This is a genomic window from Paenibacillus antri (assembly GCF_005765165.1).
Classification (GTDB): domain Bacteria; phylum Bacillota; class Bacilli; order Paenibacillales; family YIM-B00363; genus Paenibacillus_AE; species Paenibacillus_AE antri.
In genome coordinates, this window is record NZ_VCIW01000002.1 from 107,341 (window position 1) to 131,241 (window position 23,901).

34 protein-coding genes and 1 pseudogene are annotated in these 23,901 nt (G+C 53.1%); 27 read left to right on the top strand and 8 right to left on the bottom strand.

Going from position 1 to position 23,901, the window contains the following annotated elements; all coding sequences use genetic code 11:
* Position 1 precedes the first annotated feature (1 nt).
* Positions 2 to 208, bottom strand: coding sequence for a helix-turn-helix domain-containing protein (locus FE782_RS33250; protein ID WP_369127152.1), 207 nt, complete (start codon positions 206 to 208; stop codon positions 2 to 4).
* 369 nt (positions 209 to 577) lie between these two features.
* On the opposite strand from FE782_RS33250, the gene FE782_RS03645 reads away from it, so the two are divergent.
* The 4 genes from FE782_RS03645 (at position 578) to FE782_RS03660 (ending at position 3,644) form a co-directional block, all read left to right on the top strand.
* Entirely contained in the window at positions 578 to 1,900 is a 1,323-nt protein-coding gene (locus FE782_RS03645) for an FtsK/SpoIIIE domain-containing protein (RefSeq protein WP_138192610.1), read from the top strand.
* Positions 1,839 to 2,456, top strand: a complete 618-nt coding sequence (locus tag FE782_RS03650) for a replication-relaxation family protein (RefSeq protein ID WP_138192612.1) — start codon at positions 1,839 to 1,841, stop codon at positions 2,454 to 2,456. The genes FE782_RS03645 and FE782_RS03650 overlap by 62 nt, the downstream gene beginning before the upstream one ends.
* 12 nt (positions 2,457 to 2,468) lie before the next feature.
* Positions 2,469 to 2,954 (top strand): hypothetical protein, encoded by a 486-nt coding sequence (locus FE782_RS03655; protein WP_138192614.1) that lies wholly within the window; start codon positions 2,469 to 2,471, stop codon positions 2,952 to 2,954.
* An 81-nt stretch (positions 2,955 to 3,035) separates the two neighbouring features.
* Complete coding sequence (locus FE782_RS03660; RefSeq protein WP_138192616.1) at positions 3,036 to 3,644, top strand: hypothetical protein; 609 nt, start codon at positions 3,036 to 3,038, stop codon at positions 3,642 to 3,644.
* Positions 3,645 to 3,917: 273 nt separating this feature from the next.
* Here FE782_RS03660 and FE782_RS03665 read toward each other — a convergent pair whose 3' ends face one another.
* Together FE782_RS03665 and FE782_RS03670 are read right to left on the bottom strand one after the other, a co-directional pair.
* Complete coding sequence (locus tag FE782_RS03665) at positions 3,918 to 4,970, bottom strand: hypothetical protein (RefSeq protein WP_138192617.1); 1,053 nt, start codon at positions 4,968 to 4,970, stop codon at positions 3,918 to 3,920.
* A gap of 23 nt (positions 4,971 to 4,993) precedes the next feature.
* Complete coding sequence (locus FE782_RS03670) at positions 4,994 to 5,227, bottom strand: helix-turn-helix domain-containing protein (RefSeq protein WP_138192619.1); 234 nt, start codon at positions 5,225 to 5,227, stop codon at positions 4,994 to 4,996.
* Positions 5,228 to 5,367: 140 nt separating this feature from the next.
* On the opposite strand from FE782_RS03670, the gene FE782_RS03675 reads away from it, so the two are divergent.
* From FE782_RS03675 to FE782_RS03760, 19 genes are all read left to right on the top strand, one after another.
* Complete coding sequence (locus tag FE782_RS03675) at positions 5,368 to 5,610, top strand: hypothetical protein (RefSeq protein ID WP_138192621.1); 243 nt, start codon at positions 5,368 to 5,370, stop codon at positions 5,608 to 5,610.
* Positions 5,611 to 5,825: 215 nt separating this feature from the next.
* Entirely contained in the window at positions 5,826 to 6,119 is a 294-nt protein-coding gene (locus FE782_RS03680; RefSeq protein ID WP_138192623.1) for a hypothetical protein, read from the top strand.
* A gap of 483 nt (positions 6,120 to 6,602) precedes the next feature.
* A complete protein-coding gene (locus FE782_RS03685; protein ID WP_138192625.1) occupies positions 6,603 to 6,803 on the top strand; it encodes a helix-turn-helix domain-containing protein in 201 nt (66 codons plus the stop codon).
* A 195-nt stretch (positions 6,804 to 6,998) separates the two neighbouring features.
* Entirely contained in the window at positions 6,999 to 7,190 is a 192-nt protein-coding gene (locus FE782_RS33255) for a DUF5659 domain-containing protein (RefSeq protein WP_369127150.1), read from the top strand.
* A gap of 126 nt (positions 7,191 to 7,316) precedes the next feature.
* Positions 7,317 to 8,009 (top strand): hypothetical protein, encoded by a 693-nt coding sequence (locus FE782_RS03690; RefSeq protein ID WP_138192626.1) that lies wholly within the window; start codon positions 7,317 to 7,319, stop codon positions 8,007 to 8,009.
* A gap of 32 nt (positions 8,010 to 8,041) precedes the next feature.
* Positions 8,042 to 8,458: a hypothetical protein gene (locus FE782_RS03695; RefSeq protein ID WP_138192628.1), complete on the top strand. Its 417-nt coding sequence runs from the start codon at positions 8,042 to 8,044 to the stop codon at positions 8,456 to 8,458.
* An 89-nt stretch (positions 8,459 to 8,547) separates the two neighbouring features.
* Positions 8,548 to 8,772 carry a helix-turn-helix transcriptional regulator gene (locus FE782_RS03700; protein ID WP_138192630.1) on the top strand — a complete coding sequence of 75 codons (225 nt, stop codon included), beginning with the start codon at positions 8,548 to 8,550 and terminating at the stop codon, positions 8,770 to 8,772.
* A gap of 89 nt (positions 8,773 to 8,861) precedes the next feature.
* Positions 8,862 to 9,245 carry a hypothetical protein gene (locus FE782_RS03705; RefSeq protein ID WP_138192632.1) on the top strand — a complete coding sequence of 128 codons (384 nt, stop codon included), beginning with the start codon at positions 8,862 to 8,864 and terminating at the stop codon, positions 9,243 to 9,245.
* Positions 9,242 to 9,451: a hypothetical protein gene (locus FE782_RS03710; RefSeq protein ID WP_138192633.1), complete on the top strand. Its 210-nt coding sequence runs from the start codon at positions 9,242 to 9,244 to the stop codon at positions 9,449 to 9,451. Before FE782_RS03705 ends, FE782_RS03710 begins: the two co-directional genes overlap by 4 nt.
* Before the next feature lie 150 nt (positions 9,452 to 9,601).
* Positions 9,602 to 9,850 carry a hypothetical protein gene (locus tag FE782_RS03715; protein WP_138192635.1) on the top strand — a complete coding sequence of 83 codons (249 nt, stop codon included), beginning with the start codon at positions 9,602 to 9,604 and terminating at the stop codon, positions 9,848 to 9,850.
* A gap of 185 nt (positions 9,851 to 10,035) precedes the next feature.
* Positions 10,036 to 10,248, top strand: coding sequence for a cold-shock protein (locus FE782_RS03720; RefSeq protein ID WP_138192637.1), 213 nt, complete (start codon positions 10,036 to 10,038; stop codon positions 10,246 to 10,248).
* A 153-nt stretch (positions 10,249 to 10,401) separates the two neighbouring features.
* Entirely contained in the window at positions 10,402 to 10,839 is a 438-nt protein-coding gene (locus FE782_RS03725) for a hypothetical protein (protein WP_138192638.1), read from the top strand.
* Entirely contained in the window at positions 10,829 to 11,548 is a 720-nt protein-coding gene (locus tag FE782_RS03730) for a hypothetical protein (RefSeq protein WP_138192640.1), read from the top strand. The genes FE782_RS03725 and FE782_RS03730 overlap by 11 nt, the downstream gene beginning before the upstream one ends.
* A complete protein-coding gene (locus FE782_RS03735) occupies positions 11,545 to 12,162 on the top strand; it encodes a hypothetical protein (protein WP_138192642.1) in 618 nt (205 codons plus the stop codon). Before FE782_RS03730 ends, FE782_RS03735 begins: the two co-directional genes overlap by 4 nt.
* A 39-nt stretch (positions 12,163 to 12,201) precedes the next feature.
* Positions 12,202 to 12,498 (top strand): hypothetical protein, encoded by a 297-nt coding sequence (locus tag FE782_RS03740; RefSeq protein WP_138192644.1) that lies wholly within the window; start codon positions 12,202 to 12,204, stop codon positions 12,496 to 12,498.
* 58 nt (positions 12,499 to 12,556) lie between these two features.
* On the top strand, positions 12,557 to 12,928 hold the full coding sequence (locus FE782_RS03745; RefSeq protein ID WP_138192646.1) for a hypothetical protein: 372 nt from the start codon (positions 12,557 to 12,559) through the stop codon (positions 12,926 to 12,928).
* Positions 12,929 to 12,931: 3 nt separating this feature from the next.
* Entirely contained in the window at positions 12,932 to 14,614 is a 1,683-nt protein-coding gene (locus tag FE782_RS03750; protein WP_138192648.1) for a hypothetical protein, read from the top strand.
* Complete coding sequence (locus FE782_RS03755) at positions 14,607 to 15,581, top strand: XkdQ/YqbQ family protein (RefSeq protein WP_138192650.1); 975 nt, start codon at positions 14,607 to 14,609, stop codon at positions 15,579 to 15,581. The genes FE782_RS03750 and FE782_RS03755 overlap by 8 nt, the downstream gene beginning before the upstream one ends.
* Positions 15,582 to 15,653: 72 nt before the next feature.
* On the top strand, positions 15,654 to 15,980 hold the full coding sequence (locus FE782_RS03760) for a phBC6A51 family helix-turn-helix protein (protein ID WP_158299240.1): 327 nt from the start codon (positions 15,654 to 15,656) through the stop codon (positions 15,978 to 15,980).
* A gap of 575 nt (positions 15,981 to 16,555) precedes the next feature.
* Here the strand turns inward: FE782_RS03760 and FE782_RS03765 are convergent.
* Positions 16,556 to 16,795: a hypothetical protein gene (locus tag FE782_RS03765; RefSeq protein WP_138192654.1), complete on the bottom strand. Its 240-nt coding sequence runs from the start codon at positions 16,793 to 16,795 to the stop codon at positions 16,556 to 16,558.
* 224 nt (positions 16,796 to 17,019) lie between these two features.
* Here FE782_RS03765 and FE782_RS03770 point away from each other — a divergent pair.
* Positions 17,020 to 17,112: pseudogene (locus FE782_RS03770) on the top strand (iron-sulfur cluster assembly accessory protein); the annotation flags it as partial.
* 137 nt (positions 17,113 to 17,249) lie between these two features.
* On the opposite strand, the gene FE782_RS03775 reads toward FE782_RS03770, so the two are convergent.
* A complete protein-coding gene (locus FE782_RS03775; protein WP_138192656.1) occupies positions 17,250 to 19,049 on the bottom strand; it encodes an S-layer homology domain-containing protein in 1,800 nt (599 codons plus the stop codon).
* Between the two features lie 149 nt (positions 19,050 to 19,198).
* Here FE782_RS03775 and FE782_RS03780 point away from each other — a divergent pair, with 149 nt between their 5' ends.
* Entirely contained in the window at positions 19,199 to 19,933 is a 735-nt protein-coding gene (locus FE782_RS03780) for a stalk domain-containing protein (RefSeq protein ID WP_158299241.1), read from the top strand.
* A gap of 184 nt (positions 19,934 to 20,117) precedes the next feature.
* The gene (locus FE782_RS03785; protein WP_138192660.1) at positions 20,118 to 21,662 is read left to right on the top strand and encodes a GGDEF domain-containing protein; all 1,545 of its coding nucleotides are present in this window, start codon (positions 20,118 to 20,120) and stop codon (positions 21,660 to 21,662) included.
* Positions 21,663 to 21,718: 56 nt separating this feature from the next.
* On the opposite strand, the gene FE782_RS03790 is transcribed toward FE782_RS03785, so the two are convergent.
* Positions 21,719 to 21,961: a hypothetical protein gene (locus tag FE782_RS03790; protein ID WP_138192662.1), complete on the bottom strand. Its 243-nt coding sequence runs from the start codon at positions 21,959 to 21,961 to the stop codon at positions 21,719 to 21,721.
* Positions 21,962 to 22,266: 305 nt separating this feature from the next.
* On the opposite strand from FE782_RS03790, the gene FE782_RS03795 reads away from it, so the two are divergent.
* Positions 22,267 to 22,413 carry a sporulation histidine kinase inhibitor Sda gene (locus FE782_RS03795; RefSeq protein WP_138192664.1) on the top strand — a complete coding sequence of 49 codons (147 nt, stop codon included), beginning with the start codon at positions 22,267 to 22,269 and terminating at the stop codon, positions 22,411 to 22,413.
* 26 nt (positions 22,414 to 22,439) lie between these two features.
* On the opposite strand, the gene FE782_RS03800 is transcribed toward FE782_RS03795, so the two are convergent.
* Together FE782_RS03800 and FE782_RS03805 are read right to left on the bottom strand one after the other, a co-directional pair.
* Positions 22,440 to 22,691 carry a hypothetical protein gene (locus FE782_RS03800; protein ID WP_138192666.1) on the bottom strand — a complete coding sequence of 84 codons (252 nt, stop codon included), beginning with the start codon at positions 22,689 to 22,691 and terminating at the stop codon, positions 22,440 to 22,442.
* Positions 22,692 to 22,771: 80 nt separating this feature from the next.
* Entirely contained in the window at positions 22,772 to 23,773 is a 1,002-nt protein-coding gene (locus FE782_RS03805) for an NAD(P)/FAD-dependent oxidoreductase (protein WP_138192667.1), read from the bottom strand.
* Positions 23,774 to 23,901 lie beyond the last annotated feature (128 nt).

A 23,901-nucleotide genomic window follows, 5' to 3' on the forward strand; every position in this document is an offset into this window, starting at 1 on the left:
CTTACCAAAAATCAGAGGCGCTTACGTGGGGATCAATCTCGCGGAGCGCTTTTATTATTTTTGAACGTGTAACAGATCGCGGGTTCTCAACGGTCCCATCACATAAGTCCGAAATTGAGTTTCTACTAATGCCTGTCCTCTTAACGAGCCACTCTTGAGAGATCCCCTTACGATCTAAGAACTTTCCTAAGTTTGATCTTTCCTTCATCCACGGGAACAACTGAATCCCCTCCTATATCTTTCAGTCTGGACAAACTATCAAAAATTAATTCGTAGTTTGTTAACGAAACTTGTAATTTTGGACAATCCGTCCCCCATATCGTTTATCAAGACCGGCGGAACCGACCGCGGAAACTACCGTCGGAACTCGGTCGAAGGGTCTCCGAATAGTACCGCAGCCTATTACCGGATATCGCGACGTATGTATCCGGTGCCGCGGAATGTACCAAACGCAGTCACAGCGCGGAATAAGGCGCGTACGATTCGGTTCCGCCGCGGACCAACTATCCTATCGGATATCCATCGGAGCCGGTGGCGCGGCATTGGTTCGGATTTGATGGCGAGGAGGTGGGGCGGATTGATACTCGAAATTTTCGGATTTACAGCGGCCGGCGGTCTGTTAACGTGGACGTATTTGGATCGCGCAGGCGTGTCGGATTCGGCGAAGATTCAGCGAATCGCGAACAATTGCGGAATCAACGTAAAGGAAGACGGAAAGGTTCGGACGATTCAATTGCTGAAGAAGCGGCGGATCTCCGGCGGAATGGAATATGTCTACCGGCTCCCGCTCGGATTATCGTTCGACGACGTCCGGGCGAAGCAAGCGCATCTCGAGGACGGGTTGAATCATAAGCGCGGCATTCTCGATCTCACCGTCGATGATTTGAAGACGATCCGGATCGGTGGCGATCTCATACCGCAGATAAAGACGTTGCTCGCCGGTAAGAAGCACCGGAAAGAGATCGTGATGGATTACGACGGTACGCTTCGGATACGAGTCTACGCGGCGCCTATGCCGTCTCTCGTCGCGTTTGACGACAGGACGATAGATGCGTGCGGGAAGGCCGGAGGATGGCTTATATGCGTCGGAGAGACGCGAGAGGGAACCGTGTTTCATGACTTCGATCAAATTCCGCACATGGTCGTCGCAGGCACGACGCGTTACGGTAAATCCGTCTTCCTGAAGAACGTCATAACGACGCTCGTCACAACGAAGGCGAAGGATGCCCGGTTCACGTTGCTCGATTTGAAGGGCGGGCTCGCCTTTAGCCGTTTCCGGGATCTCCGCCAGGTCGAGACGGTTGCGAAGGATGTCGATGAGAGCCTCGCTGCACTCACGAAGGTACACGAAGAGATAAAGCGGCGTCAGCGGGAATTCCTCGCCAAAGGGTACGAAGATATCACGGAGGCGAATTTGAAGCAACGCCATTTCATCGTAATCGACGAAGGGGCGGAGCTGGCGAGTGCCGGTGAAACGAATACGGAGTTGAAGCGGAAGAAAGCGCAATGCGAGCATATCGTCGCGGAGATCGCGCGGATCGGCGGCGGACTTGGGTACCGGTTGATCTATTGCACGCAATATCCGACGGCCGACACGTTACCGCGGCAAGCGAAGCAGAATTCGAATGCGCGCGTATGCTTCCGATTGGAGACCGACGTCGCCAGCCGCGTTGTACTCGACGAAACCGGGGCGGAGTCGCTTCCGCTCATCAAGGGCCGCGCGATCTACCGGACGGACCGGAAGCTCATCGTCCAGACGCCGTATATCGAGAATGCGTTCATCGACCGGACGATACGGCCGCACATCGTAATCAAAGCGAGAGAGGAGACGGCGCCGAATGTTGGAGAGCCAACGAAGGAAAATCGCGAGGCACGACGCTATACTCTCGACATTAGCTAAACTCGACTACGCCAACCGGAGCCAATTACAGCGGCTTCACGACCTCCGAAGCGATCGGAACGCACGGAAGGTGCTCGATGGGATGCGCGAGTTCATATCGTCATTTCGGAGTGACTCCGGAGAGAACGTATACCACCTGAACAAATCCGGCCGCGAGCGGGTGAATAGCGCAATCGTCCGGAACAAACTTTCGACATGCGGCCATTATCTCATGCGGAATGATGCGTACATCTACTACGGAGCGCCGGCGGACTGGAAGAACGAAGCGCGAATCAAGGCCGACGGGGAAGGGACATCGCATATCATCGTCGATAGTTATTTCATGTACGAGATGCGGCGCCACTTCCTCGAGGTCGACCATAAGCAGCACATGAGCAAGAACAAAGAGAAAATCGAGCGCTACAAACGCTTGAAGGCGACGGGCGTGTTCCAGGAGAAGCTCCGATACTTTCCGCGGCTTGTGTGGATCACGTTAACGGAAGCGCGCCGGAAGCAGCTCGCCGAATGGTGCGACGGTCTCGACGTTACGATTCATCTTTGGGACGAAATCCGATAAGGAGGGATTCGCATGGTAACGGTAACGATCGGAGCAAAGGGCGGAGTGCGTACGGAGGTATTTCGGAATGTTGCGACGTCGCAACTATTGCCGGCCGCAATCGGGAAGAATGCCGCCGTCATCGACCGCAAGCGCCTGAATGATCCGAAGGTGAAGCCGCTGCTCGAGTTCGGCGTACCGGCGGCGCTGCTTTGGCCGCTATTCAAACCGGTTAAGGCGTACGCGTTCTCCGCCCCCGTTGACGCTGTCGCAGCGATGGCAGTACCGGATGCGGTGAAATCGAAGATTCTGCACGCATTCGATCCGCTCATCGACCTTATCGTCGCATTGTCGTATCCGGTGGCTGGCGTGATTATTGCGGGAGGTTGCCTGTTCATTCTCTGCGGCGGACGTGAACAAGGGATGAAGATGCTTCAAAATGCAGCGATCGGGTACATCCTCGTGCAGCTTAGTCCGCTCATGTTGGATCTTTTGGTCGGGATCGGAGAAAATCTGTGACTTTGGAAGGGATTTCATGAGTTGCAATAGAATATTTATTAGTAAAAAATTCCTTTAACATTATTGGAGATGATTACCGGAATGTCAAATGAATTGGGGGAAGTAAAAGAAGCACCATCAACGGAGCATTTTGAGTACCACCATCCGGAGGCGAACTCAAAAGGAGGGGGACGCGTTCTTTCAATCATTGCGATTATTCTGGCGGGACTTTCGTTTATCGGTGCAGTTTTATCCGTTTCCTCGACACTTTCCTCGTTGGACTCACTGAAACAAGAGAACTTCGCATTGAGGAATGACGTGAACGTACTTAAAGACTACAACAGCAAGCTCCTCGAATATGTTGGTTTATTAAACTTGTCACATACCATGGAAGGAGGAATTGTGACCGACGACTTTGTTTTGGAGAAGGTCCTCTTCTTAGAAGATGCTAACGGGGATTTTCGAATCAGTATGGACATAAGCAATCAACCGACTATGGCGTTGTCATATAGTGGTCAGGGAAGTTACACGACGACGGATAGGGAACTGAAAGGAAAGATACTTGGGATTATTGAATCCGCCGGTAATTATTATACAAATAATAAACTCGACGGATCACCAAAATGGGAAGAAGCAACGGTTCATGTCACGGTTCAGAATTACGAACTCGGCACCTACTCCGCCGGGGAGTTCAAGTTAAAAGGCGAATAGTGAAAGACGCCACGTCCTAGAGGTTTAGGATAATGGCGTCTTTCTTCTCCTATCAGAAGCTATATCTCCGCATAAAACTTGCATACATTCCGCACATAATACGTTTGGTCCGTAAAGAACACCGTCGCATCATCGAATGAATATATCCGGCCGAGACCGATGTATTCGTTATCCTGGACGACGGTAACTTCCGTAAGCGACATCGAAGCCTTCCGGAAGTCACGATCGTTCCTTAATCTTTTCCGCGCCTTCATGAGTCCTCCTCAAAGATGATCAACCCTCAAATAGCTTTTCTATATCCATAGATTTTAGGAAGTTGTCAAGTTCCTGAGTGTCCAAGCTGTTTGTTTTTGCCCATTCAATCAAGTGTGTAGTTACGAATTGTAATGCACGTTCGGAAATATCCTTGAGCGCATCGAGAGCTTCTACCTCATTTAGAACTCCGTCACCAAGTTTGCAAACTTTGCTTAAGAACAAATTTGCAACAATGATGATGCCGGTAAAACCCCACAATTGCAAGTGTTCGTACCTAGTGCCCCCAACGAAAATCTTAAAAGTTGGCACCTTACCATTTGTTTCGCGTAATATACCCGTCCTGGCTTGGAAAGCTTGGAATGTCATATGAGTCCCATGTTCACTTAAGAAACCGTATATCGGATCAAAGTTCGGTTTACCTAATTGTTTTCTAATGCTTGAAGGAGAAAGGTGCTTGTTTTTATCATAATGAGTTCCGCTTTTCCAAATGTTTATCTTTTCCGGGAACTTCGTAAACAACTCCACTTTATCTAAAGTCTCCAAAACCGTTCGTAAATGGGCATTAGCTTGAAGGTAGTAATGGTGTTTGGCTAGATGGAGTGCCGCAAGGAGCTCATCAATACAATGGTAAAATAAGCTAAGAACCACGTATTTATTCTCACTAGCGGATCGCCGTTCACCAATATCTAACAAAAAGTCGGCAGCGTACTGTATTGTGTCTGAAATCATTTGTTGAGAAAGTGAGATGAATTCGTTCTTTTCATCGAATGGATTCTCAAGTGAACGAAGGAGATGTGGGGCGGATACATGTTCGCCTTTACTGGTTAGAATGTCCCGATAGGTCTTTCTAATGTTCGGCGAATCAGGTGAAACCTTTAGCTTTTCTAATACGCCGTTTAATAGATTCTCCGTCATATCGTCAACGTATTTTTTTGCATCGTCATCCATTTGATCATAATTGTCCTTTAACCATCGGTACGAGTCTTTCATTGCCTGATCGGCGGCTTCAACTGATTGAACGTCATGAAAGTAAGACCCGACCATGTCAATAGCCTGTCTTTTGGTTATCAACAAATCCACCCCATATTGGAGAGCTATTCTTTTTGATATTCCAGAATATCGCCGACTCCGTAGTTTTTACCGGTTAATTCGTTAAGAGTCACAATAATAACAGCAAGTGTCTCGAGATCGATTCGCTTTGTCTTATCGTCGCACAAATCGTATATCAAATTCGGACGCACTTTCGCCTCGCGCGCGAGTGCGTTTTTCGTGATTTTGCCTTCGTTTTGCTCAATAATTTCCCCGAGTTTAATGCGGATATTTGGCATTGGACAACACCTCTCCTGACAAACATTATACAACAAGCGATATTCATGTGGAAATAATTACTTGACGTTTAACGATAGGGCGTATAGAATAACGTTAAACGATAGACGTTAAACTATATGCGTTAAGGATGGTGTTATTCATGCAAATTCGATTCGCTCAATTCAACGGTCTCTTCCTCGTATCCCTCATCGGTTACAATCAGCGCTTAGTCACGCAGCCGCCCCGCTTCCGCAAGATCACCGGCATATCTCCGCGCACTGTCCTCGGTTGCATGGACGTATCCGCCGAAGTCGCCGTGGAAATCGGCTTCGTCTTACCGAAAGGGGTGAGCGGAAATGTTGATGTACGTCCCGAATCTGAACCGGTCCTCGTCGGCGCTTAATCGCCGTCGCCTTATCGCTCGAGTCCTCGGCGAACTCGCTGCCGAATTCCTACGCGCTATGATCGGAGGGGCATTACGATGAAAACTTCCGTCGATCGCATACGCTTTTACACGCGTAAGACCCGCGAGTATGTCTGCCGAAAAGGGCGCCGGAACCCTTACCGTCACGATCGGCTCATGCGCTACAAGTCGGAGATGTACCGGAGGTTCGACCGATGACCACGCGTAAGTTCAACCGGCGCCGCGCTTATTTCGTCGAAGGTGACGACGAAACCGGACTGACATTTGACGACGACGCTGTCGAAGAGACACTCGCGGAGTTCTGGCGCCGGGCGGAAAAGATTGGCCCGACGTGGACTCCTCCGGTCGTATACATCGGATCGTTTACCGGCGAGATGCGCGATCCCGACGACCATGTCTTCGGATGGTTTGTTTGTGGCGGCGTTGCGTATCCGGTACAGCGATCCATTCCGGATCTTTCGTTTCATGTTCCGTTAGATCCTCGATGATGTCTCGTCGCGCTGCAACGCGATATTGACGGAGAGGCGGTTCGGCCCCGGACTTATATTCGTTTTATCCGATCGATCCGGTGGTGCGACCGGCGGCAAACGGCGTATCATCGGGCAACATCCCGAAGTTTTGGCGGACTTCGGACGAGCTTTACGGCGGGTAGAGATTTCAAACTCTTACGGACGGCAATCCGAGTGGCAGCCCGCCGGTATCATCGCGGTGGCGTTAATCGAGTTTAGGCAGCTCGGTTAGCGCCTTCCTTTTGTTTATATAGGAATATACGTTCGTATAATCGATTGGTTTCGGTTGGGTTCCAAAATGGTGAAATTTTTTTGTGCGGTGTGCCAAACGGGATAGTACATCCGAATAATACAATAGCGTCAAAACCACGATGCGTAAGGCTTGCGTAGAGTTTCCGCAGGAATTTCGCACGCCATCAGATGAGCAGAATACGCCTATCCCAACGAGAGGAAGGCGACAACATGAGTACGAATGATCCGAAATCAATTCTCGAAGGCTATCCGCCCGTTTTAGACGTAAACCACGTCCGGGAGATATTCCGTATCGGGCGAGACTCCGCTTACCGATTAATGAAATCCGGTGAGTTTCGGGTGATACAGGCGGGGAAACAGCTCCGTGTTGCAAGATCGGTGCTCGAAGAATATTTGACGAGAGAAGAGTAACGGAAGGGGGAACGAACGACCGGCCGTCGTTATAAAAATACGGCGGCCAAGTGTACAAAATCCAATCGGGCCTTGTATATAACAATATCGGCGGAAAAGTGTGCGAATGTAGATTCACGGTCGTCATAACAGAGTAGATGTCCCAACGGGGAGGCGGCGCTGTGCAAATTAGACCCGCCGAAAGGAGCCGAAGACATGGTACAAGGTAGCGCACAGACTTACATAGTACATTCGCAAAGGATGGCGGGCTGGCTTATATACCGCGGCCAAAAGCTTATCAAAGTCGCTCAGAATAAAATGAGGCCGGGGTTCAATATCTTTGTCTTCGTTGATAGTACTCAGTTACGTAAGGATATGTCGGAGTATACACCAAGGGACGCGGTGTAAGAGGTATATAGGGCGGTGTATATATGGAGCCCCGCGAAACTCTTACGTATTATATAACGCTTTTTTTGGGGTGTTTGTGGCAGGCAAAACGAAAATAATTCAAAAAAGTTTTCGAAAGGACTCCCTATGTCCATTATTCCAAGCAAGAGAGGGAAGGAAGCGGCGGACCGTCTCTCCAAGCGTATCTATTTCGACGAACGGCGGACGGACGTGGGCTGGGCCTGGTACCACTACTATTGGGGAGTACGTGGAAGATACGACAAAAATGAAGCGAACCCCTTTCGGTATGACTTCGATGAGCTGTCAAGACAAACGGACGCATTCGTCAGGCGTGAGGCGGGAAAATGGGCACGCATGTGCCGTAAATACCGTCTATACGAAGACGACTTTGAAAGCCATTTTCGGTTAACGGTGGCGAAAACAGCGCTGCGGTATAAAGGCGAGCAGGAGTCGTTTTTCGATTACCTTCGAATCTCCATCCGGAACGCCGGCCGCGATCTAGTCCGAGATGCTTTGCGGAAGAAGAATCGCATTAACCACTTGGCGTTATCGCTGGACGACGAAGAAATCGCGGCGAAAGTTGAAGCGCAGACTACCGGACGCAGCGCCGAAGACGAAGCGGTCACAAGTATCCTCATCGCGGAATTAGCCGGTGAGCCGTCATTGAACGATCAGGAGCGGATGCTATTCGATTTCTTATGCGAAGATCCTGACGCCACACTTCAAGATATGGCGGATGCAATTGGCGTAAGAGACCGGAAGCAGGCCTCGCGAGTTAGGCAGCGATTGGCGAACAAACTCCGCAAATACATCGAGTAGACGTCGTTTATTCAAAGGAGATCCTTATTCGAATGAAACCATATCAATACGAGTTCCCTGGAGAGGGTGCGATTGAATACGCGAAGACTCTCGTCGCCGGTCTGACTCGCGAAGAGGCAGCGCCGATTATCCGGGAGCTGTTCGAAAATCCATCGAATGATCCGCGGATTAAGCGATGTGCGACATGCGGATTCCCTTTCCGGGATAAGACGAAGGCAACAATGGCGAAGGTATGCGGCGATTCGTGCAAGACCGCCAGGAAGACGAAGCAGCGAGGGATTCAGCGGCTACGTGGTGCGACGGTGAAAGCGAAGAAACCGATTCAGTATATTTGGTGGCTCGAGTATCCGTTTTGGATCTCCGAGAAGGCGATGCTGAGTCGTGCAAGTAACTACGAGCGGTCTTATAGTCCGGAAAAAATCGAATATCTCGCATTCAAGGCTCGGTGATTTTAGCCGGCGACATCCTTACGGTATATGAGGGGGATTTTTCCTCCGGTTACTATGTAGCAATTTAACGCGAAAAGGGGGAAACGTGGATGAGCGGAGACGCTGTGAGGGCGATCCGGATCAGCAAAAACATGTCACAACCGGAATTTGCCGAGGTGCTTAACGTTTCGCGGTCGTGCATCGACGCGGTCGAGAGCGGACGTCGTGCGGTTTCTAGGAAGCTGCGGATTAAAATCGCGCAGACGTTCGGTGTCGACGACGAAATTATCGAAGCGATCGCGCGCGCAAAAGATTCGAACAAGCTAGCGTTATAACGGCGACGGGAGCCGATATTCCTGGGCATCACGCCGGCGAGAATCGAAGACGAAGGGCACGGCAACCTTCGCGTAGGGACGAGAAAGGATTGGAGATTTCACACGATCAAGACGGATTCACCTATATCAAGTACGCGGAAAATAAGCGGCTGCTCAAACTCACGGTTTACTGGATCGACGGGGTCGAGTCGGAAATGTTCTTGCAGACGATTATCCGGTACGTAACGACTGTCGCTAACCATCCGAAGCACATCGGAAAGTTGGAGCCCGCGAAGTATTGGTCGCTGGTAGAGCGGTTGGCGACGATGTTTTGTAAATCGTATTCACCGACGACGAATTATGGCGTCACGAAGCCGGAGGTCCGCGGGGCGATCTATTTCGTATTGCAGGCGGGGATCAAGGCGGGAGAGTGGCCGGAGGACTTCGAAGTTACACCGGGTGCTTTCGTCCAGTATTGGGAGGACCGCCGATGAACCGTCTATGGCGCCTTAACGAAAGGTATCTCGCAGCGTATACGGAGGACACCGATGTCATGCGGAAGATCCGGCGCAGCTATCCCGATTTTTGGATTATGGCGGAGTATTCGAAGGACGGCGTGATCTATGCGCTGCAATATCGGGTACCGTCGGAGAGAAAGCGATCAGCGCGGCATCTGCTCGGCGTGAACGTCGATCGGTAGATGTACGCAAAACAACGATTTTAACGGGCATACAGCGGTCGTAAGCGCGGAAGGCACCAACACCTTCGGGGCATCTTTGTCGTGCCTAAAACGCCGCAAATAACGCGCGTTAGCGGGCGGAATATGCACGATTTACGAGGAGGTGTACCGATGAATGCCAAATACAGCGCCGAAGACGCGAAAGACCGGTGTGAATTTTTGCAACCGGGCAGGGAATGCGCGTTATTCCTCGCGATGACCGATGTCGACGACAAGCGATGTCGATATTTTCGTCCGGACGAGCCGGAAGTAACTCGCTGCAACTATCTCGAGCTTTTCCTTATGAAAAAACCGAAGGTGAGGCGGAGTAATGAACGTCATGTTCTGCGTGCCCGGCAGTCAGTATCCGGACGGGAATAAGCAGGTTCTCGCGCGAGTGATTACGGAAGACGGGCGGTTCTTGTGGTTCAAGTTCAGCGACCACGTATCCGAGTGGAAATGGCGTCAGCTAATAAGGCTCCTCGTCGACAAAAAAGGAAGAACGAAATACAAGCAGCCCGGCGGGCACGCGGATGAAAATTAATCATTCTACGGGGGATTCAGAGATGGAAAAAGGCTACATTCGAAAGTGGAAAAACGAAAACGGATACGGATTCATCGCGGGGGCTGACGGTCGCGATTACTTCGTTCATGCCCGCGATGTTAATGCCGATGGGTGGATCGTGTTGGAATTGGGTCAACAGGTCGAATTCGACCCGGCTCAAGGCGATAGAGGACCCGTCGCTCAGAACGTCACATTGATCTTCGGCGGGGAGTGAACGTATGGCACGCAGAAATAGTGCGGATTTCCGAGCTGACAAGTTGAAGCGGAAGGGCCGACGTAAGAAGATGACGCTGCCTAATGATGTAGCACATTCCTGGGCGCGAAAGTTTCAACGGAAACTGGAACGAGAAGCAAAGGCGGACGACGAATGAGACCGATCGTAATCGCAAACTTCGAATATGTCGGCGCCGAGCGGTTTATCGTCACTTTACTTTACGATGGATCGGACGAGTTGCTCGACACCGTAATCCTTCCGTGCGAGACGCCGGTCGAGGCTACGATTATCATCCGGCGACTGGCGGAACGATACTCGATCGCTTCTCCCGTCGTGTGGACGTCAGACACCGCATTATACGGCGAGATGCTATCGAAGCCCGGATACGCCGGCGCGATAAAGCATAAGTCGGATACGTCGATCACACGGAGGGTCATCGAGCAGGAATCGGAGATCCTTCGGGAGTTGTACGGAATCGAGGCGCCGGCAGCGGAGCCGAAACCGGTGCTTCCGAAGTGGCGGTCGTGGATGCTGCGGCCATTGCGGAAATTAGTCACGAAATTAGAGGGAGATGGACGTTATGAGATTTGACTTTATCGATCGTTTAAGAGATCAAAAAGTGAAAAGGCAGCGGGAACATCAAGAGCTGCAACGCCGAGTTGAGTCTGCGACGGAGGAATTACAAGCGCTAAAAGCGGAGTACGAAAAAGTGCTTCGAGATTCCTTTTCGGAAAGACGGGACGCCACTAAGGAACTTGATGCTTTACAAGATAAGATCGAGGCCGCTGAAAAGGCGTACGCTAGAAGGCGCCAAGAACGGGATATGTACAGTTCCGTTATCAAAAGGGAAGTCACGGAGCAACAAGTTGCGGATGCTTGGAATAACGAGTATGTACCGAGGTACAAGGAAGAACTCGTTGACCCAGCGCTTGAACGGCTGATGAAAGCAAAGTCCGAGTTTGTGGATGCATTGTTGGACCATTACGAAATCGTAAACAAGTTAGATGGCGAAAGAATGGGCGTAATTCATGAACTCGGTGAAGGGTATCGATATAAGCTCGCTGACGTGAAGTTCAACTTCACGACCGAGCGAGAAATTCATTACATTTCCGATGGGACACTTTGGGGATTATCGCAAGCGAAAGTGCCTCAGGACATCCTTCAAATGTTAAGCCATAAGGACACAAAGGGTTATCAGTTTACCGATGCGGACAAGAGACTGCTTCGTCGTGCTAAGCGACAGGGCACAATCGGTTCCTACAGTGGGCTATTAGCCAAGTGGGGCGGTGTGGAGGCGTGAGTAAGTTCTACCTTCCAAGCCAACTCGAGAAGATGAAGGAAGAAGCGCGTATCAGTGGCGACCCGAGGAAGCATGCACAGTTTCATCTTGCTAGACAGGAGTACCTTGAAACCCGGAGTCAATTGTTTAGCGGCGAAGATACTCCGTACCTCGATGCGCCAAACGATGAAGGGATTAGGATGTACGAGGAGAGGGCAAAGTCCGGTGAACCGGACGATGAGCTGCGGTATCGAATTATTAAAGACCGATACGATTTTTATAAAAATATCAAGGACGGCGGTACGTACCGATCCGGCATTGAAGCGAGGAAACGTCTTGAAGAAATCGCTCGCGGCGGGGTTGAATTCACCAATGCAGAAATAGAGGAGTTGCGCCGGCATGTCGCCAAAAATCCAACCGCGGAAAATTTGGCACATATGGCGATCGCTAAGCGGCGATTAGAAACCAAGGATTTCGAAGCACACGACGCCCAGGAGACAAAGCGAGAGGTAACCGAAGCTGATGTACAAAAGGCTCACGAGAAAGCACAGCGTACATCCGCCCCTCAGGACATCGCTTCTTACGCGACCATCAAAAGACAATACGAATCGCAAAACACTGAAAACGCCTCTTAAAAAGTGGCGTTTTTAATTTCCTAAAGGAGACACGAACAAATGAGAATCTATAACGACGGCATCACCACATTCATCGATCAAGACGAGGAAGTAGTCAATTTGGCGGCGGACGTTAATATTTCGGCGCCGTATTGGGAACGCGAAGTCGACGGGGAGACCCAGCGGATTGATATCTCGTCGTGCCGACCGAATCTTGAAGTACTCGCGAATATGTACCAACGGGCACTTTCGACGAAGGACAAATACGACGCTGCAGCTTATGTGAAGCACCGGAACCGCATTCGCGCACTGATCCACCGGCGGGATATCGAAGGTTCCAAATACGAGTTCGAATAACCAACGAGAGGGCGTCCGGAAACGGGCGCTCTTTACTTTTACGAAAGGGGACGGAAATATGCCGAAAGTAAGCGACGAAGAATGGCGCCTGCTCGATCGGGCGGCCGACATTACCGGTATAATCAGCCGGCTCATCGAAGATAAGGAGCCCGGCCGCTACCGGTTCGAATGGACGTATAAGCACGAGCGCAAGGAAATCGCGGATATCTGCCGCCAATTCCAGGCGTCGGAGGTTCCGGAATTGCAGACGGTGGGGCTCCGGATCGATCGCCTAGTCGACGCCGTAATCGATACGGATCGCGTGTTCAATACGTATGAGCCGACGTCCAGAACGGCGAGGAAGCAGCGGCAGGCAATAGCGGAGGAAGGCGAGAAGCTCGAAGCGGCGATCGCCAAGTTTCGAAATACCGTCGAGAAGGAGGCGGTGTAACGGATGAGTTACAGTTTAACCGCTGTGCTTCGGCTTCAAGATAAGATGACGGCGCCGCTTCGCAAAGCGATGGACCAAACGAAGAAGATGGACGACGTCGTTAAGAAAACGTCGAAGTCCGTTGGCGGGTACGTATCCTCGACGGGGAAGGCGGCGTCTGCGGTCGTTAAATTCGCGAAGGAGAACGTGAAGCTCGGAACGTCCTTCGGAAAGGTTAGCGCCGGCGTCGGAAGCATGCGGTCGGGCTTCGTTGGACTCGCCGCGGCAATCGGGGGAGCGTACGGAGCCGCCAAGTTGTTCGATGCAACCGTCGGAGCAGCAAGCCGCCGTGAACTCGATGTAATCACGATGGACGCAATGTTCAAGGGAGACACGAAGACAGCCAACCAGTTCTTCGCGTTCTTGGAAAAAAGAGCGGCCGACAGCCTTTTCAGCGAAAACGACTTTTTCAGCGCAAAAGCGTTCATTCCGGTGACTAAGGACATTGCCTTACTGGAGAAGATCGTCGCAATTCAGGAGCGACTTGGCGCCTCAAACATGGCCGAGGGAATGGAAGGCGCCGCTTTCGCAATGCGTGAGATGTTTTCTTCCGATGCGACGTCGATGGTTGAACGCTTTAACATGCCGCGGAAGGTCCTTAACGAGATTAAGAACCTCAAACTCGAGGACCAGCTCGTTGCTCTCGACCGGGTACTCGACGAAATGGGATTTACGCAGGATATGCTTGACCGTCAGGACTCTACAGGGATCGCGATGTACCGGCAAGGGATCGATAAACTTAAGCTCTCGCTGATGCGTATGGGCGAGCAAGGTCTCGAAAAGGTGAAGCCGCTGCTCGAGCAGTTTAATCGCCTCCTGGATACGGATGCCTTCGACCGTTTCGTTAAGTTTGGCGGGGACATGCTCGGCGACTTCTTCGGCGGTGTAGTCAATGCCGTTCAACGGGCGTCGAGTTATATCGACTCTCATTTCATCAACAATCCGGATTTTCAGAACCTCCCGGATATCAAGCAGAAAATCGCCTTCATCTACGCGGATCTGGAATCTACGTTCAAGACGTGGTGGGACGATAGCGGAAAGACGAAGGTCGAAAAGGTCGCGCGGGAGATGGGTAAGACCGTCGCCAGCGGATTGTGGAACGGTATGAAGGACTTCGCGAAGGACTATCCGGTTCTCTCGGCGCTGATTGCCGGCGGAGGCGCGGCGTCAGTTGCTCCGGGTCCGTTACCGGTGAAAGCAGCCGCGGGCGTCACGGCCGGCGCGACGACGCTGATTAACGCCGGAACAGCGAACCTTGATGCGAAACGGCTGGCGGAACAGGCGGCGATGAGGGACGCAATTCTCAATCCGAAAGGACTTACGGGGCCGACGGCGATTGAGAACGTCAAGCCGGCGAATTGGTTTATGCAACAGTACTACCGGATGACGGGCGGAGCGAAACCGGATGGATCTCATGCGACCGGCCTTTCGAGGGTGCCGAAAAATGGGTATGTAGCCGAGTTGCACCAAGGCGAACGCGTACTCACTCGTTCGGAAGCGGATAAGCAAGACCGCCGCGGAAATGGCGACGTGAACGTGACGATTACGGGTCCGGTGAACATCCGCAAAGAATCCGACATAGACGCCATTGCCCGCGCATTGGCCCGCGAGGTAAGTTCGTCACTCGGCGGAGCAGCCTATGCGTAACGTAAGCGTCGTTTATAACGGACTGACCGTCGATCCCATCGTTCAATCCGTCACCTGGTCCGGAGAGGTTCACGCAGCCGCCCGGAGGGTCGACATTGCCATCTCGAATACGATCGATGGGGATACGCAGGCTATTCCGTTTGAAGTCGGGAGGGAGCTGACGGTGCTTTACGACGGCACCGAAATCTTCCGCGGCGTCATCTTCGAGACGTTTATCGATATCAACGGACAGGCGACCGTGCGTGCTTACGACGAGAATATCTATCTGACGAAGAACACCGATTCCAAGGCATTCGTCAAGGTCACGGCATCGGAGATCATCCGGAAGTTGTGCGTCGACTTCGGCATTCCGGTCGGGACTATCGCGGATACCGGCTACGTGATTCCGAGACTGCTATTCCGAGATCAAACGCTTTGGGAGATGATGACCATCGCCCTTACGGATTCGCGGAAGCAGAACGGCCGGCGCTTCTATCTGTACTCCCGAAACGGTCTACTCAACCTGACCGAACGGAAGGATATGGCCGTCAAAGGCACGATCGAGGCCGGATACAACATTCTCGGCGCCTCCTATATTCAGTCGATCGAAGACACGAGGACATCCGTTAAGATCATCGGCGGGAATGACGAAGCGCCGATTGTCGCAACGCAGGAAGATCCGGAAATGAAATCGTTGTTCGGCACGATGCAACACTTAGAATACGTCGATGGAGACGCGACGAAATCGCAAGTGGAGCAGCTCGCGAAGCAACGGTTAAAGGATCTCGCCGTCATCGACGATGAAGCCTCCGTCGATGCCCTCGGAAATATCGATGTCGTTGCGGGAGCGGCCGTTTACGTTCGCGAACCGATGACCGGCATAGTCGGCGCTTATTACGTGTCGGCGGACGTTCATACGTTTGAGGGCGGGGTTCACCGGATGAATCTAACGCTGACAGCGACGGATGATCTTCCGACACTTGAGTAAGACGATCCAACGGAGTAATAACGAAGGGGCCTCCGTAATGGGGGCTCCGATTCATTTACGGAGGTGATGACGATGGCTCAACGGAAGAAACGGCGCAAGAGAGGCCGGCCGAAAGGGTCGCATCCGCCGTTAACGGATAGGCAGCGTCTTGCGATCGAGCTTATGGTTCGTTATTGGCGCCGATATCAGACGAGGCAATCCGTTGCCGATGCGGTCGGTGTATCGCGGATGACGCTGTACCGGTGGCTGAAGCGGAAGGATTTCAATCGGCTGTATACGGAAGAGCGCGAAAAAATGTTCCGCGAGTGGGATCGGCAGGCGCGGCGGAAGTGGAACGGGATAGTCCGGAGGGCATTCGCTCGAGGAGACGTATCGGTGATCGAGGGGATCATCGTGTAAACTACGACATGTGATGACGTAAACCTCATCGGAAGTGTACTCCGGGTCGGCTAAAATCGGAGATAATGCGCATAAATGGCGGAAATACGGCGTCACGACGGCGATAATATCGTCCGAATAACCCGTTACAAAATCGGAGTTTAACGTAGATTTTTCAACTCTAGGGGGTGCTGAAAATACCCGCACGATGCCCGGAATGCACGCCCCCTCGAAAATCTTCAACCCGGCTGCAGGCGCTGCATCGCTCGGATCGGGAGACCGTTCTGAACTCGGGGGGTCTACGTAGATTTATACGGAATCTTATGCAGCCGAGCGGAGGGACTCCGATCGATAACGGGCGAGATTCGAATGCATAAACGGTTGACCGGCGGCTATACGTTGAAAACGTTGATCCGGCGCGGTTTCTACGGATACTGCCGTAATTGATAATTAACAATCCGCAATCCTCCGAATGAATGCGGTTGAATACGATATGCAGCCGGACCGGATCGATGCCGCCGCTACCCCCAAGCCACCCTCGCCTACCCCTTCATCAGGCCTCCGCAATTTGCGCGCAACTTTTTTATCTTCGGGTGTTATTTTGCAATAACTGCCTGTGAGGCCCACGCCACTTCCGGTCCCCATCCGACATTCTTCCGATCCGGGAACGGTGCTGGATCAAGAACCAAGTATGTACCGTTTGCACCATGTCTTCCGATTTCAATGACCGTAAATCTGCCGTCCACCAAGGAACCTTCTCCGGTATATACAAAGACCTGACTTCCGACTTTTCCGCGCCGCCCCTTGCTATCGGAGAAAGTTTGATATCCTTTCATGCGAATCCCTCCCGGCATTTTCCTTCATTATATACCGAAAATAATCCGCGCCAAGAGTTACGTTTAGTTTGCGCTTATATGTCGATTTGGGTAGAATAGTATCAACGTCAACTACCGTCATACGAAGCGCGCGATAACAATCCACTTGCGCATTAACAATCCGTATGTTGCCGGTGAAACGTTGATACAATGCGGAAATGTCCATACGGACAGCCGAACGGAAATTCACGATTAATAATCCGAACGCGATCGCGACGTGCGGCTGCGGCTCGAGCTTCCGGACGAAGGAAGAGGCGGGCGTGCCTGGCGAGTGCTAATCGGAAAACCTTCGGCGTAGTCAGATTGTTAATAACGGCCTTCATAACGGGTTTGAATACACCCGGTTATGGAGGTCGTTTTTGTTCTAAAGAAATACAAAGCCGCTCGCCGGGTGCATCCCGGCGGCGGCCTCGTTTTATTTCTTAACGATGAGGAAGACCTCATTGTTCGCTACGTTCAACTCAACCCTCGTGTGGTTGACTAGAAAGTTGGGTTTATTCGTAATCCCCGTTTCGATCAACACATTCGCGTCCGACTTGACCTTATACGTCCGGGGGATCGGAACGCCGCCTTGTACGACGGAAACCGTAATTTCCGTAACCGAACCGTTAAATTCCAAGTGGTTTTGATACGTCCCTTCGATCGTATAATACTGCTTTTCGTCGATCGGGGTCGTCACGAAGAGCAATATAATCGTTCGGTCCACCAATGACAGCCGCACTTCGTCTCCCGGTTTAATGTCGGCGATGGCGGCCGTCTTGCCGGCCCGAACCAAGTTGATCCGATCGTCGTACGCGTAAACGACGGTTTGTCCGTTCGAAGCGATGGCGATTTGTTGGCCGTAGACGGCAATGACGAACCCGGTCACTTCCCCCGAGACGGCCGCCGTCTTCGTCAAGCTGACGTGGTATACCTCATCGTTTGCGATCAAGGCCGTCACTTGATCGCCGGGCTGCACGCTGGACCATGCGCCGATGGAATTGTTAAGGATTACGATCGCGTCACGGCTCACGGGGTAAGCGGTCGTAACGCCGTTTTCCGTAATGGAGATTTGGGTCGGGCTTACGGACGAGACGACTCCCGTCGCTCGACCGTTCATGATATTCGCGCTCGTGGCCTCGATGCGGACGACCGCTCCGTCCGTTAAGGCGACGATCGCGTCGTCGCCCGCCTTCAATGCGTTCCAATCCGCCGGCAGCGCGTTGCGCAGGATCGTCACGGTATCCGCGACAGAATATTGCGTCACGAGCCCGTTCGCCTCGATCGCAATGAGGCCGGGGGAGAGGGCGGCGATGACGCCTCTGTCTTCTTTCGAGACGTTAAGCGCCGCTTCATCGACTTTGATATGTACAAGTTCCATGCCGCGAAGCACGGCGGTGACTCGATCTCCCGCCCGAATCGAATTCAGGCCGACGAGCTCGCCTTCGCGAACGATCGTCGCGTCTTGTCCGACGTCGAAGGTGTTTGTCCCGCCGTCCTTCGTGAGCGTAACTAGGTTGCCCTGGACGGCGCTTACCGTCGCCGATAATTCGACATGGTCGGACGTGGCGATCGGAACGATGTTGCCGGCGCGGTCCAACAACGCGGCGAACTCCGCGCGGCTTACCTTCCGCTTGGGGCGGAACGTGTCGTCGTCGTATCCCGTCACGAGCCCTTTCTCCAACGCAACGGCAACGTAGCCTACGGCCTCCGCAGGAATGTCGCCGCTATCATTGAATGTTAATTCCGCTTTCATGCTGCGTTTCGCTTCCCGTTCGAGTCCCATGGCCCGCACGAGAACCATCGTCGTCCACCATCGTTCCGCGCCTGCCGCAGGGTTGACCGCGTCTTCTTCGAGCAAGCCGCTCTTCTCGGCGACGGCGATATAACCGACGGCCCATTCGTATTTCTCGAAAATGAGCTTCCCGTCGGACGACTGTAGATCCTTCGCGGCAGCCGCCGCTTGGACCGCCTGGTCCTGTTTCCCCATCATCCGTACGATTCCCGTAATCGTCTCGATACGGGATACGGTTTGATTGGGGCGGAAGGTGCCGTCGTCATACCCGGTAAGAATTCCGCGCTGTACAAGTTCGGCGACGGGAGCGAGCGCCCAAGCGGCTTCCGATTTCACGTCGCGATAATTCACGGCGGCTTCCGCTTCGGGAGCGGCCGCGCCGGAGTATATGCCTATCGATAATACCGATACGGCTAAGAGGAGCTTGGTGCTCGAACGCATAAGATCGGAGTCCTTTCTTACTAGTTATTTTCTCCTCTATGATTATATCAGAAATGAAGGAGCTGCGAGTCAAGAGCATACCGTCTTCCGACGCTTGCCGCTTAGGTGTATACTAGCTTACAAGATACTTTTTCTGGGAGGCTATGGAGTTGCGGAAATGGATTGGAGTCGCCGGGGTACTCCTCGTATTGACGGGAGCGGCCACAAGTTATGCCAATGTAAACGGGACTTTCGAAGGAAATCCGATTATTCAAGTTCAAATGGACGGTCAACCGATCCAAGCGGCGGATGTGCCGGCGGTGAACCTCAACGGGCGAACGATGGTGCCGATTTATATGTTGAAGGCGTTGGGCGTGGAGGCGGTCTGGAACGGCGACAATCAAACGGTGCAAGTATCGCTCCCCGAATCGGAACCGATCGCTCGACCGGCGACGAAGGCGAATGTGGATAAGGCAAGCTTATATAAGCGCATCGAGGATTTCGGCGACGAGCTTGTCGTCATCGACAATGAGCTTCGACTCCTCAACGAGAGAATCATGCTATCTCCGATCAAGCCGGTTCTTCCTCGAGGCGAACAGAGTCGAAGCATAACGGCGGCCCTAATCGAATTCAACGATGTAATGGATGCGGCACGAAGAGTGACCCAAAATTATCCTGGGGAAAATGATTTCGTAGATCCGATCTTAAATGCGTACATGGATGCGATTCGGAACTATTCCGAAGCACATACTAAATTAGTAGGGTTTTTGAACGGCGATCTGAACGATTACATCTACGATTCTCATTACGATAATCGATCGACGGCCGGCAAACGCGTGTCCGAGGCTCAAGAGGCTTCGCGCGAGCGATATCGGCATTATATAGAAAATGCTCTTCGAGAATAAAGCAAAAGCCGTTTTCGACGGGCCATTCGCGCAGCGTGCGCGGGTGGCTTTTTCTTTTCAGCATATAAATGATTAGAAAAAATCGGTAAATATGAATGAGATGAAAAGGAATTTGTAAAAAGTTGTCGAATTTTGTTCATGAAATGCCGTTAAATTCTAATAATTCGGACGGGAGGCGTGCGCGTTGATACAGAACATCGTTATGAACGTATCGATCGTCGTCTCTTATTTGTTCGTTTTGCATTTCTTCTTCTTTCGCGGGACCGCCGATCGCGAGATGACGCCGGTCCGAAGGAGCCTCTGGATCGGGGCTATGTACGGCATCCTGGGCAGTTCGTTAATGTTTTTCTCCATTCCGATCGGGAATGGCCTTCTTCTGGATCTGCGTCACGTCGCGATCGTTCTCTCCGCGTTCTACGGCGGTTGGATCGGAAGCCTCGTATCCGCCTCGGCGGTATCCGCGTCCCGGGTATTGTTTTTCGGTTGGACCGAGGCGTCCGTTTACGCCGCCGCGGCGATGTTCGTCATCGGACTCGGGTGCGCGGCGATCGCTCGTTTCAAGCTGTCGCCCGGCATTAAGTTCCAACTGCTGAACGGCACGGCGACCTTCTTCGTGACGCTGCTTCTCTTATGGGGAGTGCCCGACAAGCGAATGTTCGCGACCGCGGCGGCGTACGTCTGGTTGACTTCGATCGTCGCGGGGATCGCCATGTATTTGCTCTCGTCGTTCCTCGAACGGGCGTACGAGAACGAGCGGCGTCTTCGCAAGAGCGAAAGCGAGCTTCGAAGCGCGGCGAACCTGCAGCGAGCGCTGCTCGATCATATTCCGAGCGGGTTGTTGGTCGAGGACGAGGAGGAGCGAATCATCTACGTGAATCGAGAGCTCCTGGCGATGTTCGGCGAGGAGGCGCCTCCGGACGCCCTGACGGGCGAGTCGAAGCGGAAGCTGTTCGAGCGGCATCGCGGCGCGTTCCTCGAACCCGAGGCGCGACTGAGGATGTTCGAGCTGTCCGAAGGAGGGGCGCCGGCCAAGGGGATGTACATCGATATGGTTGACGGCCGCATCTTTCAGCTGGATTACGCTCCTGTATTCGAGGAGGGACGGGTCGCCGCTCATCTGTGGAAGTATCAGGACGTTACGGAAATCAAGAATAACGAGAAGAAGCTGCAGGAAGCGAACACGGTGCTGAAGCGATTGTCCGGGATAGACGGCTTGACGGGGATCGCGAACCGAAGAAGTCTCGACGAACATCTGAAGTTCGAATGGGACGCTTGCGCCCGCAGCGGGAAGCCGCTGACGGTGCTGCTGCTCGACGTCGACGACTTCAAGCGGTACAACGACAACTACGGCCATCTGAACGGGGACGCCTGCCTCCGCCGCATCGCGGAGACGCTGGAGGCGTGCGTTCAGAAGCCGGACGACTTCATCGCGCGGTACGGCGGCGAGGAATTCGCGGCGCTGCTGCCGGACACGACGATCGAGGGCGGGGCGAAGGTGGCGGAACGGATGCGGATGGCGGTCGACGCGTTATGCATCGCGCACGAGCATTCGACCTACGGCTCGCGCGTATCGATCAGCATCGGGATCGGCTCGCTCGTGCCGAGCGGGGGCGGAATGGAGACGGATGTGCTGGAACGCGCGGATCGAGCGCTCTATACGGCCAAGAGCCGAGGGAGAAATCGCGTCGTGGCTTACGACGCCGCAGGGGAAGCATATGTATGGGAATAGCAGGACCCGCCGGGCGCCTGGAACGAGACGAACGTTCCGGCGCCCTTGTCGTGCGGTCAGCGGCACAGACGCGTAATAATGACGAGCAGGATAAAGAGGACGAGAACCGCTTCCGCGGACAGGCGAGCTCCGCCGACGTAGGAACATGTCGGCTTGACGAATGCGGGAGACGCCATCATCGGACCATGCGATGGATTCGCCGCAGGAGCGGCGTTCACCGTCGGCCCCATGTTCGCTATCGGCCCCATATTCGCCGTCGGCATGTGCGACACGTTCGGATTTACGTAATATTCAGCCAATCGTACAACCTCCTCATCGTTTCGGGTACGTACCCATAGTATGAGGAGGAGGGGGAAACGCCCTGTGCGAGTACCTATATTCTTCGAATTAGGCGAGCGGCCCGATTAAATTTATTTATCACGAAACTATCCACATATCCACCGAAATCGTTGCCCACATAAAACACAATGGACAGCGCCGTTCCGGGGGATTAGTCACAGCTTGTGCACATGCTGTCCACAGAAATCTGTGGATATCGGAACGGTTGTTCGGATTTCCTTCCTCTGGTAGCATATGAGGAAACCAAGCAAGGGAGGGAATCCGAATGAGGGGATTAAGCAACGAAAGCTTGATCGAGACGTATTTCAAAGCGCTCGACCTGGAGCTCGAACAAGACTTCATTAAGCTGTTGGAGCAGGAAATCGAGCGACGCAACTTAGAAGTCGACGCCGCGTCCTTAACGCTGCACTAAGTTCGAATCATCCGTCGTTCCAGTCATTATCCTTCGCTTTCCGGTACGGCCGCTACGAAGGCGGCGTCGCAGTTCGCGCAATACGCCCTGTGAAGACATTCCCGCGCTTCGACGTCGGGATAACCGTTCGTCAGACGCACATCGTCGATCGGTCGATAGGCCGAATACGGATCATAATAATCGCCTAATCGTCCACCGTCCTCGGCTTCCCGCTTGCAAGTCGGACATGCCGCCCGCAGGTCGGCGAACCCGTTGCACACCGGACATATCGTGTTCATAGAAAAAGGGCACCCTCCCTTAAGCTGACCTTCGGCTTAACGGTAGGATGCCCTTCGTTTTTAGAAATCAGACTCCATGATTATAACTTCATGTTGCTGCTATGGCCCGGGGACAGTTTCGCGTTCGGATCGATATATACTTTGGCGTTGTTGATCGCGGTCGGCGCTTCGCCGAACCCGACGGCGATCAGCTTCAGCTTCCCGGGATACGTCGTAATGTCGCCTGCGGCGAAGATGCCGGGGATCGACGTCTCCATGCGGGTATCGACGAGGATGGAGCCGTCCGCGATGTCGAAGCCCCATTCGGCAATCGGGCCGAGCGACGAGACGAAGCCGAAATTGACGATCACGTCGTCGACCTCGAATTCCGTCTCCGCGCCCGTCTTCACGTCTTTCAGCGTCACGCTTCGAATCGCGTCGTCTCCGTTCAGCCCGGCGATCTCGATCGGCGTCCGAACGTCCACCTTCGACTTCATCAGCAGCTCCACGCTGTGTTCATGCGCCCGGAACTTATCCCGGCGGTGAATGAGGGTAACCTGCTCGGCGATCGGCTCGAGCATGAGGGACCAGTCGACGGCCGAATCGCCGCCGCCGCTGATGAGCACGCGGCGCCCGCGGAATTTCTCGAGATTGCTGACGAAGTAATGAAGATTCTTTCCTTCATAATGCGCCGCTTCCGGCAAATCGAGCTTTCTCGGCTCGAAAGCGCCGACGCCGGCCGTAATGACGACCGCGCGCGCCTCGTGCGTCGCCTTCGTCGTCTCGATGACGAAGTGACGTTCGCCCTTCTTCGTCAGGCGGACGACCTTCTCCTCGAGGCACTGCTCGATCGGAAAATGGCTCATCTGCTGGATCAGATTGTCTACGAGCTCCTGCGCCCTAACCTTCGGGAAGCCGGCGACGTCGTAAATGTATTTTTCGGGATAAAGCGCGGCAAGCTGTCCGCCCAATTGCGGCATACTCTCGATGATCTTGCAGCTCGCTTGTCTCATACCGGCGTAGAACGCCGCGAACAAGCCGGCGGGACCTCCGCCGATGACCGCGATATCGACGATTCCGTTCTCGTTTGGCTGTCGCGTCATAGGATGCACCTCCGATGTAATGATCCTTAACATCATTAGATTTTGTTACCATTATACACAGGAAGTTCTACGGAATGAAACCCTGTTTCGCGTTTCGCGGATGAAAAATCGGTGACAATTCGTTCATA

Excerpts from the sequence above, each read along its gene's own strand:
- FE782_RS33250 (WP_369127152.1), bottom strand. The coding sequence starts at position 208 with ATGAAGGAAAGATCAAACTTAGGAAAGTTCTTAGATCGTAAGGGGATC.
- FE782_RS03650 (WP_138192612.1), top strand. The coding sequence starts at position 1,839 with ATGTTGGAGAGCCAACGAAGGAAAATCGCGAGGCACGACGCTATACTC.
- FE782_RS03655 (WP_138192614.1), top strand. The coding sequence starts at position 2,469 with ATGGTAACGGTAACGATCGGAGCAAAGGGCGGAGTGCGTACGGAGGTA.
- FE782_RS03660 (WP_138192616.1), top strand. The coding sequence starts at position 3,036 with ATGTCAAATGAATTGGGGGAAGTAAAAGAAGCACCATCAACGGAGCAT.
- FE782_RS03670 (WP_138192619.1), bottom strand. The coding sequence starts at position 5,227 with ATGCCAAATATCCGCATTAAACTCGGGGAAATTATTGAGCAAAACGAA.
- FE782_RS03675 (WP_138192621.1), top strand. The coding sequence starts at position 5,368 with ATGCAAATTCGATTCGCTCAATTCAACGGTCTCTTCCTCGTATCCCTC.
- FE782_RS03680 (WP_138192623.1), top strand. The coding sequence starts at position 5,826 with ATGACCACGCGTAAGTTCAACCGGCGCCGCGCTTATTTCGTCGAAGGT.
- FE782_RS03685 (WP_138192625.1), top strand. The coding sequence starts at position 6,603 with ATGAGTACGAATGATCCGAAATCAATTCTCGAAGGCTATCCGCCCGTT.
- FE782_RS33255 (WP_369127150.1), top strand. The coding sequence starts at position 6,999 with ATGGTACAAGGTAGCGCACAGACTTACATAGTACATTCGCAAAGGATG.
- FE782_RS03690 (WP_138192626.1), top strand. The coding sequence starts at position 7,317 with ATGTCCATTATTCCAAGCAAGAGAGGGAAGGAAGCGGCGGACCGTCTC.
- FE782_RS03695 (WP_138192628.1), top strand. The coding sequence starts at position 8,042 with ATGAAACCATATCAATACGAGTTCCCTGGAGAGGGTGCGATTGAATAC.
- FE782_RS03700 (WP_138192630.1), top strand. The coding sequence starts at position 8,548 with ATGAGCGGAGACGCTGTGAGGGCGATCCGGATCAGCAAAAACATGTCA.
- FE782_RS03710 (WP_138192633.1), top strand. The coding sequence starts at position 9,242 with ATGAACCGTCTATGGCGCCTTAACGAAAGGTATCTCGCAGCGTATACG.
- FE782_RS03715 (WP_138192635.1), top strand. The coding sequence starts at position 9,602 with ATGAATGCCAAATACAGCGCCGAAGACGCGAAAGACCGGTGTGAATTT.
- FE782_RS03720 (WP_138192637.1), top strand. The coding sequence starts at position 10,036 with ATGGAAAAAGGCTACATTCGAAAGTGGAAAAACGAAAACGGATACGGA.
- FE782_RS03725 (WP_138192638.1), top strand. The coding sequence starts at position 10,402 with ATGAGACCGATCGTAATCGCAAACTTCGAATATGTCGGCGCCGAGCGG.
- FE782_RS03730 (WP_138192640.1), top strand. The coding sequence starts at position 10,829 with ATGAGATTTGACTTTATCGATCGTTTAAGAGATCAAAAAGTGAAAAGG.
- FE782_RS03740 (WP_138192644.1), top strand. The coding sequence starts at position 12,202 with ATGAGAATCTATAACGACGGCATCACCACATTCATCGATCAAGACGAG.
- FE782_RS03745 (WP_138192646.1), top strand. The coding sequence starts at position 12,557 with ATGCCGAAAGTAAGCGACGAAGAATGGCGCCTGCTCGATCGGGCGGCC.
- FE782_RS03750 (WP_138192648.1), top strand. The coding sequence starts at position 12,932 with ATGAGTTACAGTTTAACCGCTGTGCTTCGGCTTCAAGATAAGATGACG.
- FE782_RS03755 (WP_138192650.1), top strand. The coding sequence starts at position 14,607 with ATGCGTAACGTAAGCGTCGTTTATAACGGACTGACCGTCGATCCCATC.
- FE782_RS03760 (WP_158299240.1), top strand. The coding sequence starts at position 15,654 with ATGGCTCAACGGAAGAAACGGCGCAAGAGAGGCCGGCCGAAAGGGTCG.
- FE782_RS03765 (WP_138192654.1), bottom strand. The coding sequence starts at position 16,795 with ATGAAAGGATATCAAACTTTCTCCGATAGCAAGGGGCGGCGCGGAAAA.
- FE782_RS03775 (WP_138192656.1), bottom strand. The coding sequence starts at position 19,049 with ATGCGTTCGAGCACCAAGCTCCTCTTAGCCGTATCGGTATTATCGATA.
- FE782_RS03795 (WP_138192664.1), top strand. The coding sequence starts at position 22,267 with ATGAGGGGATTAAGCAACGAAAGCTTGATCGAGACGTATTTCAAAGCG.
- FE782_RS03800 (WP_138192666.1), bottom strand. The coding sequence starts at position 22,691 with ATGAACACGATATGTCCGGTGTGCAACGGGTTCGCCGACCTGCGGGCG.
- FE782_RS03805 (WP_138192667.1), bottom strand. The coding sequence starts at position 23,773 with ATGACGCGACAGCCAAACGAGAACGGAATCGTCGATATCGCGGTCATC.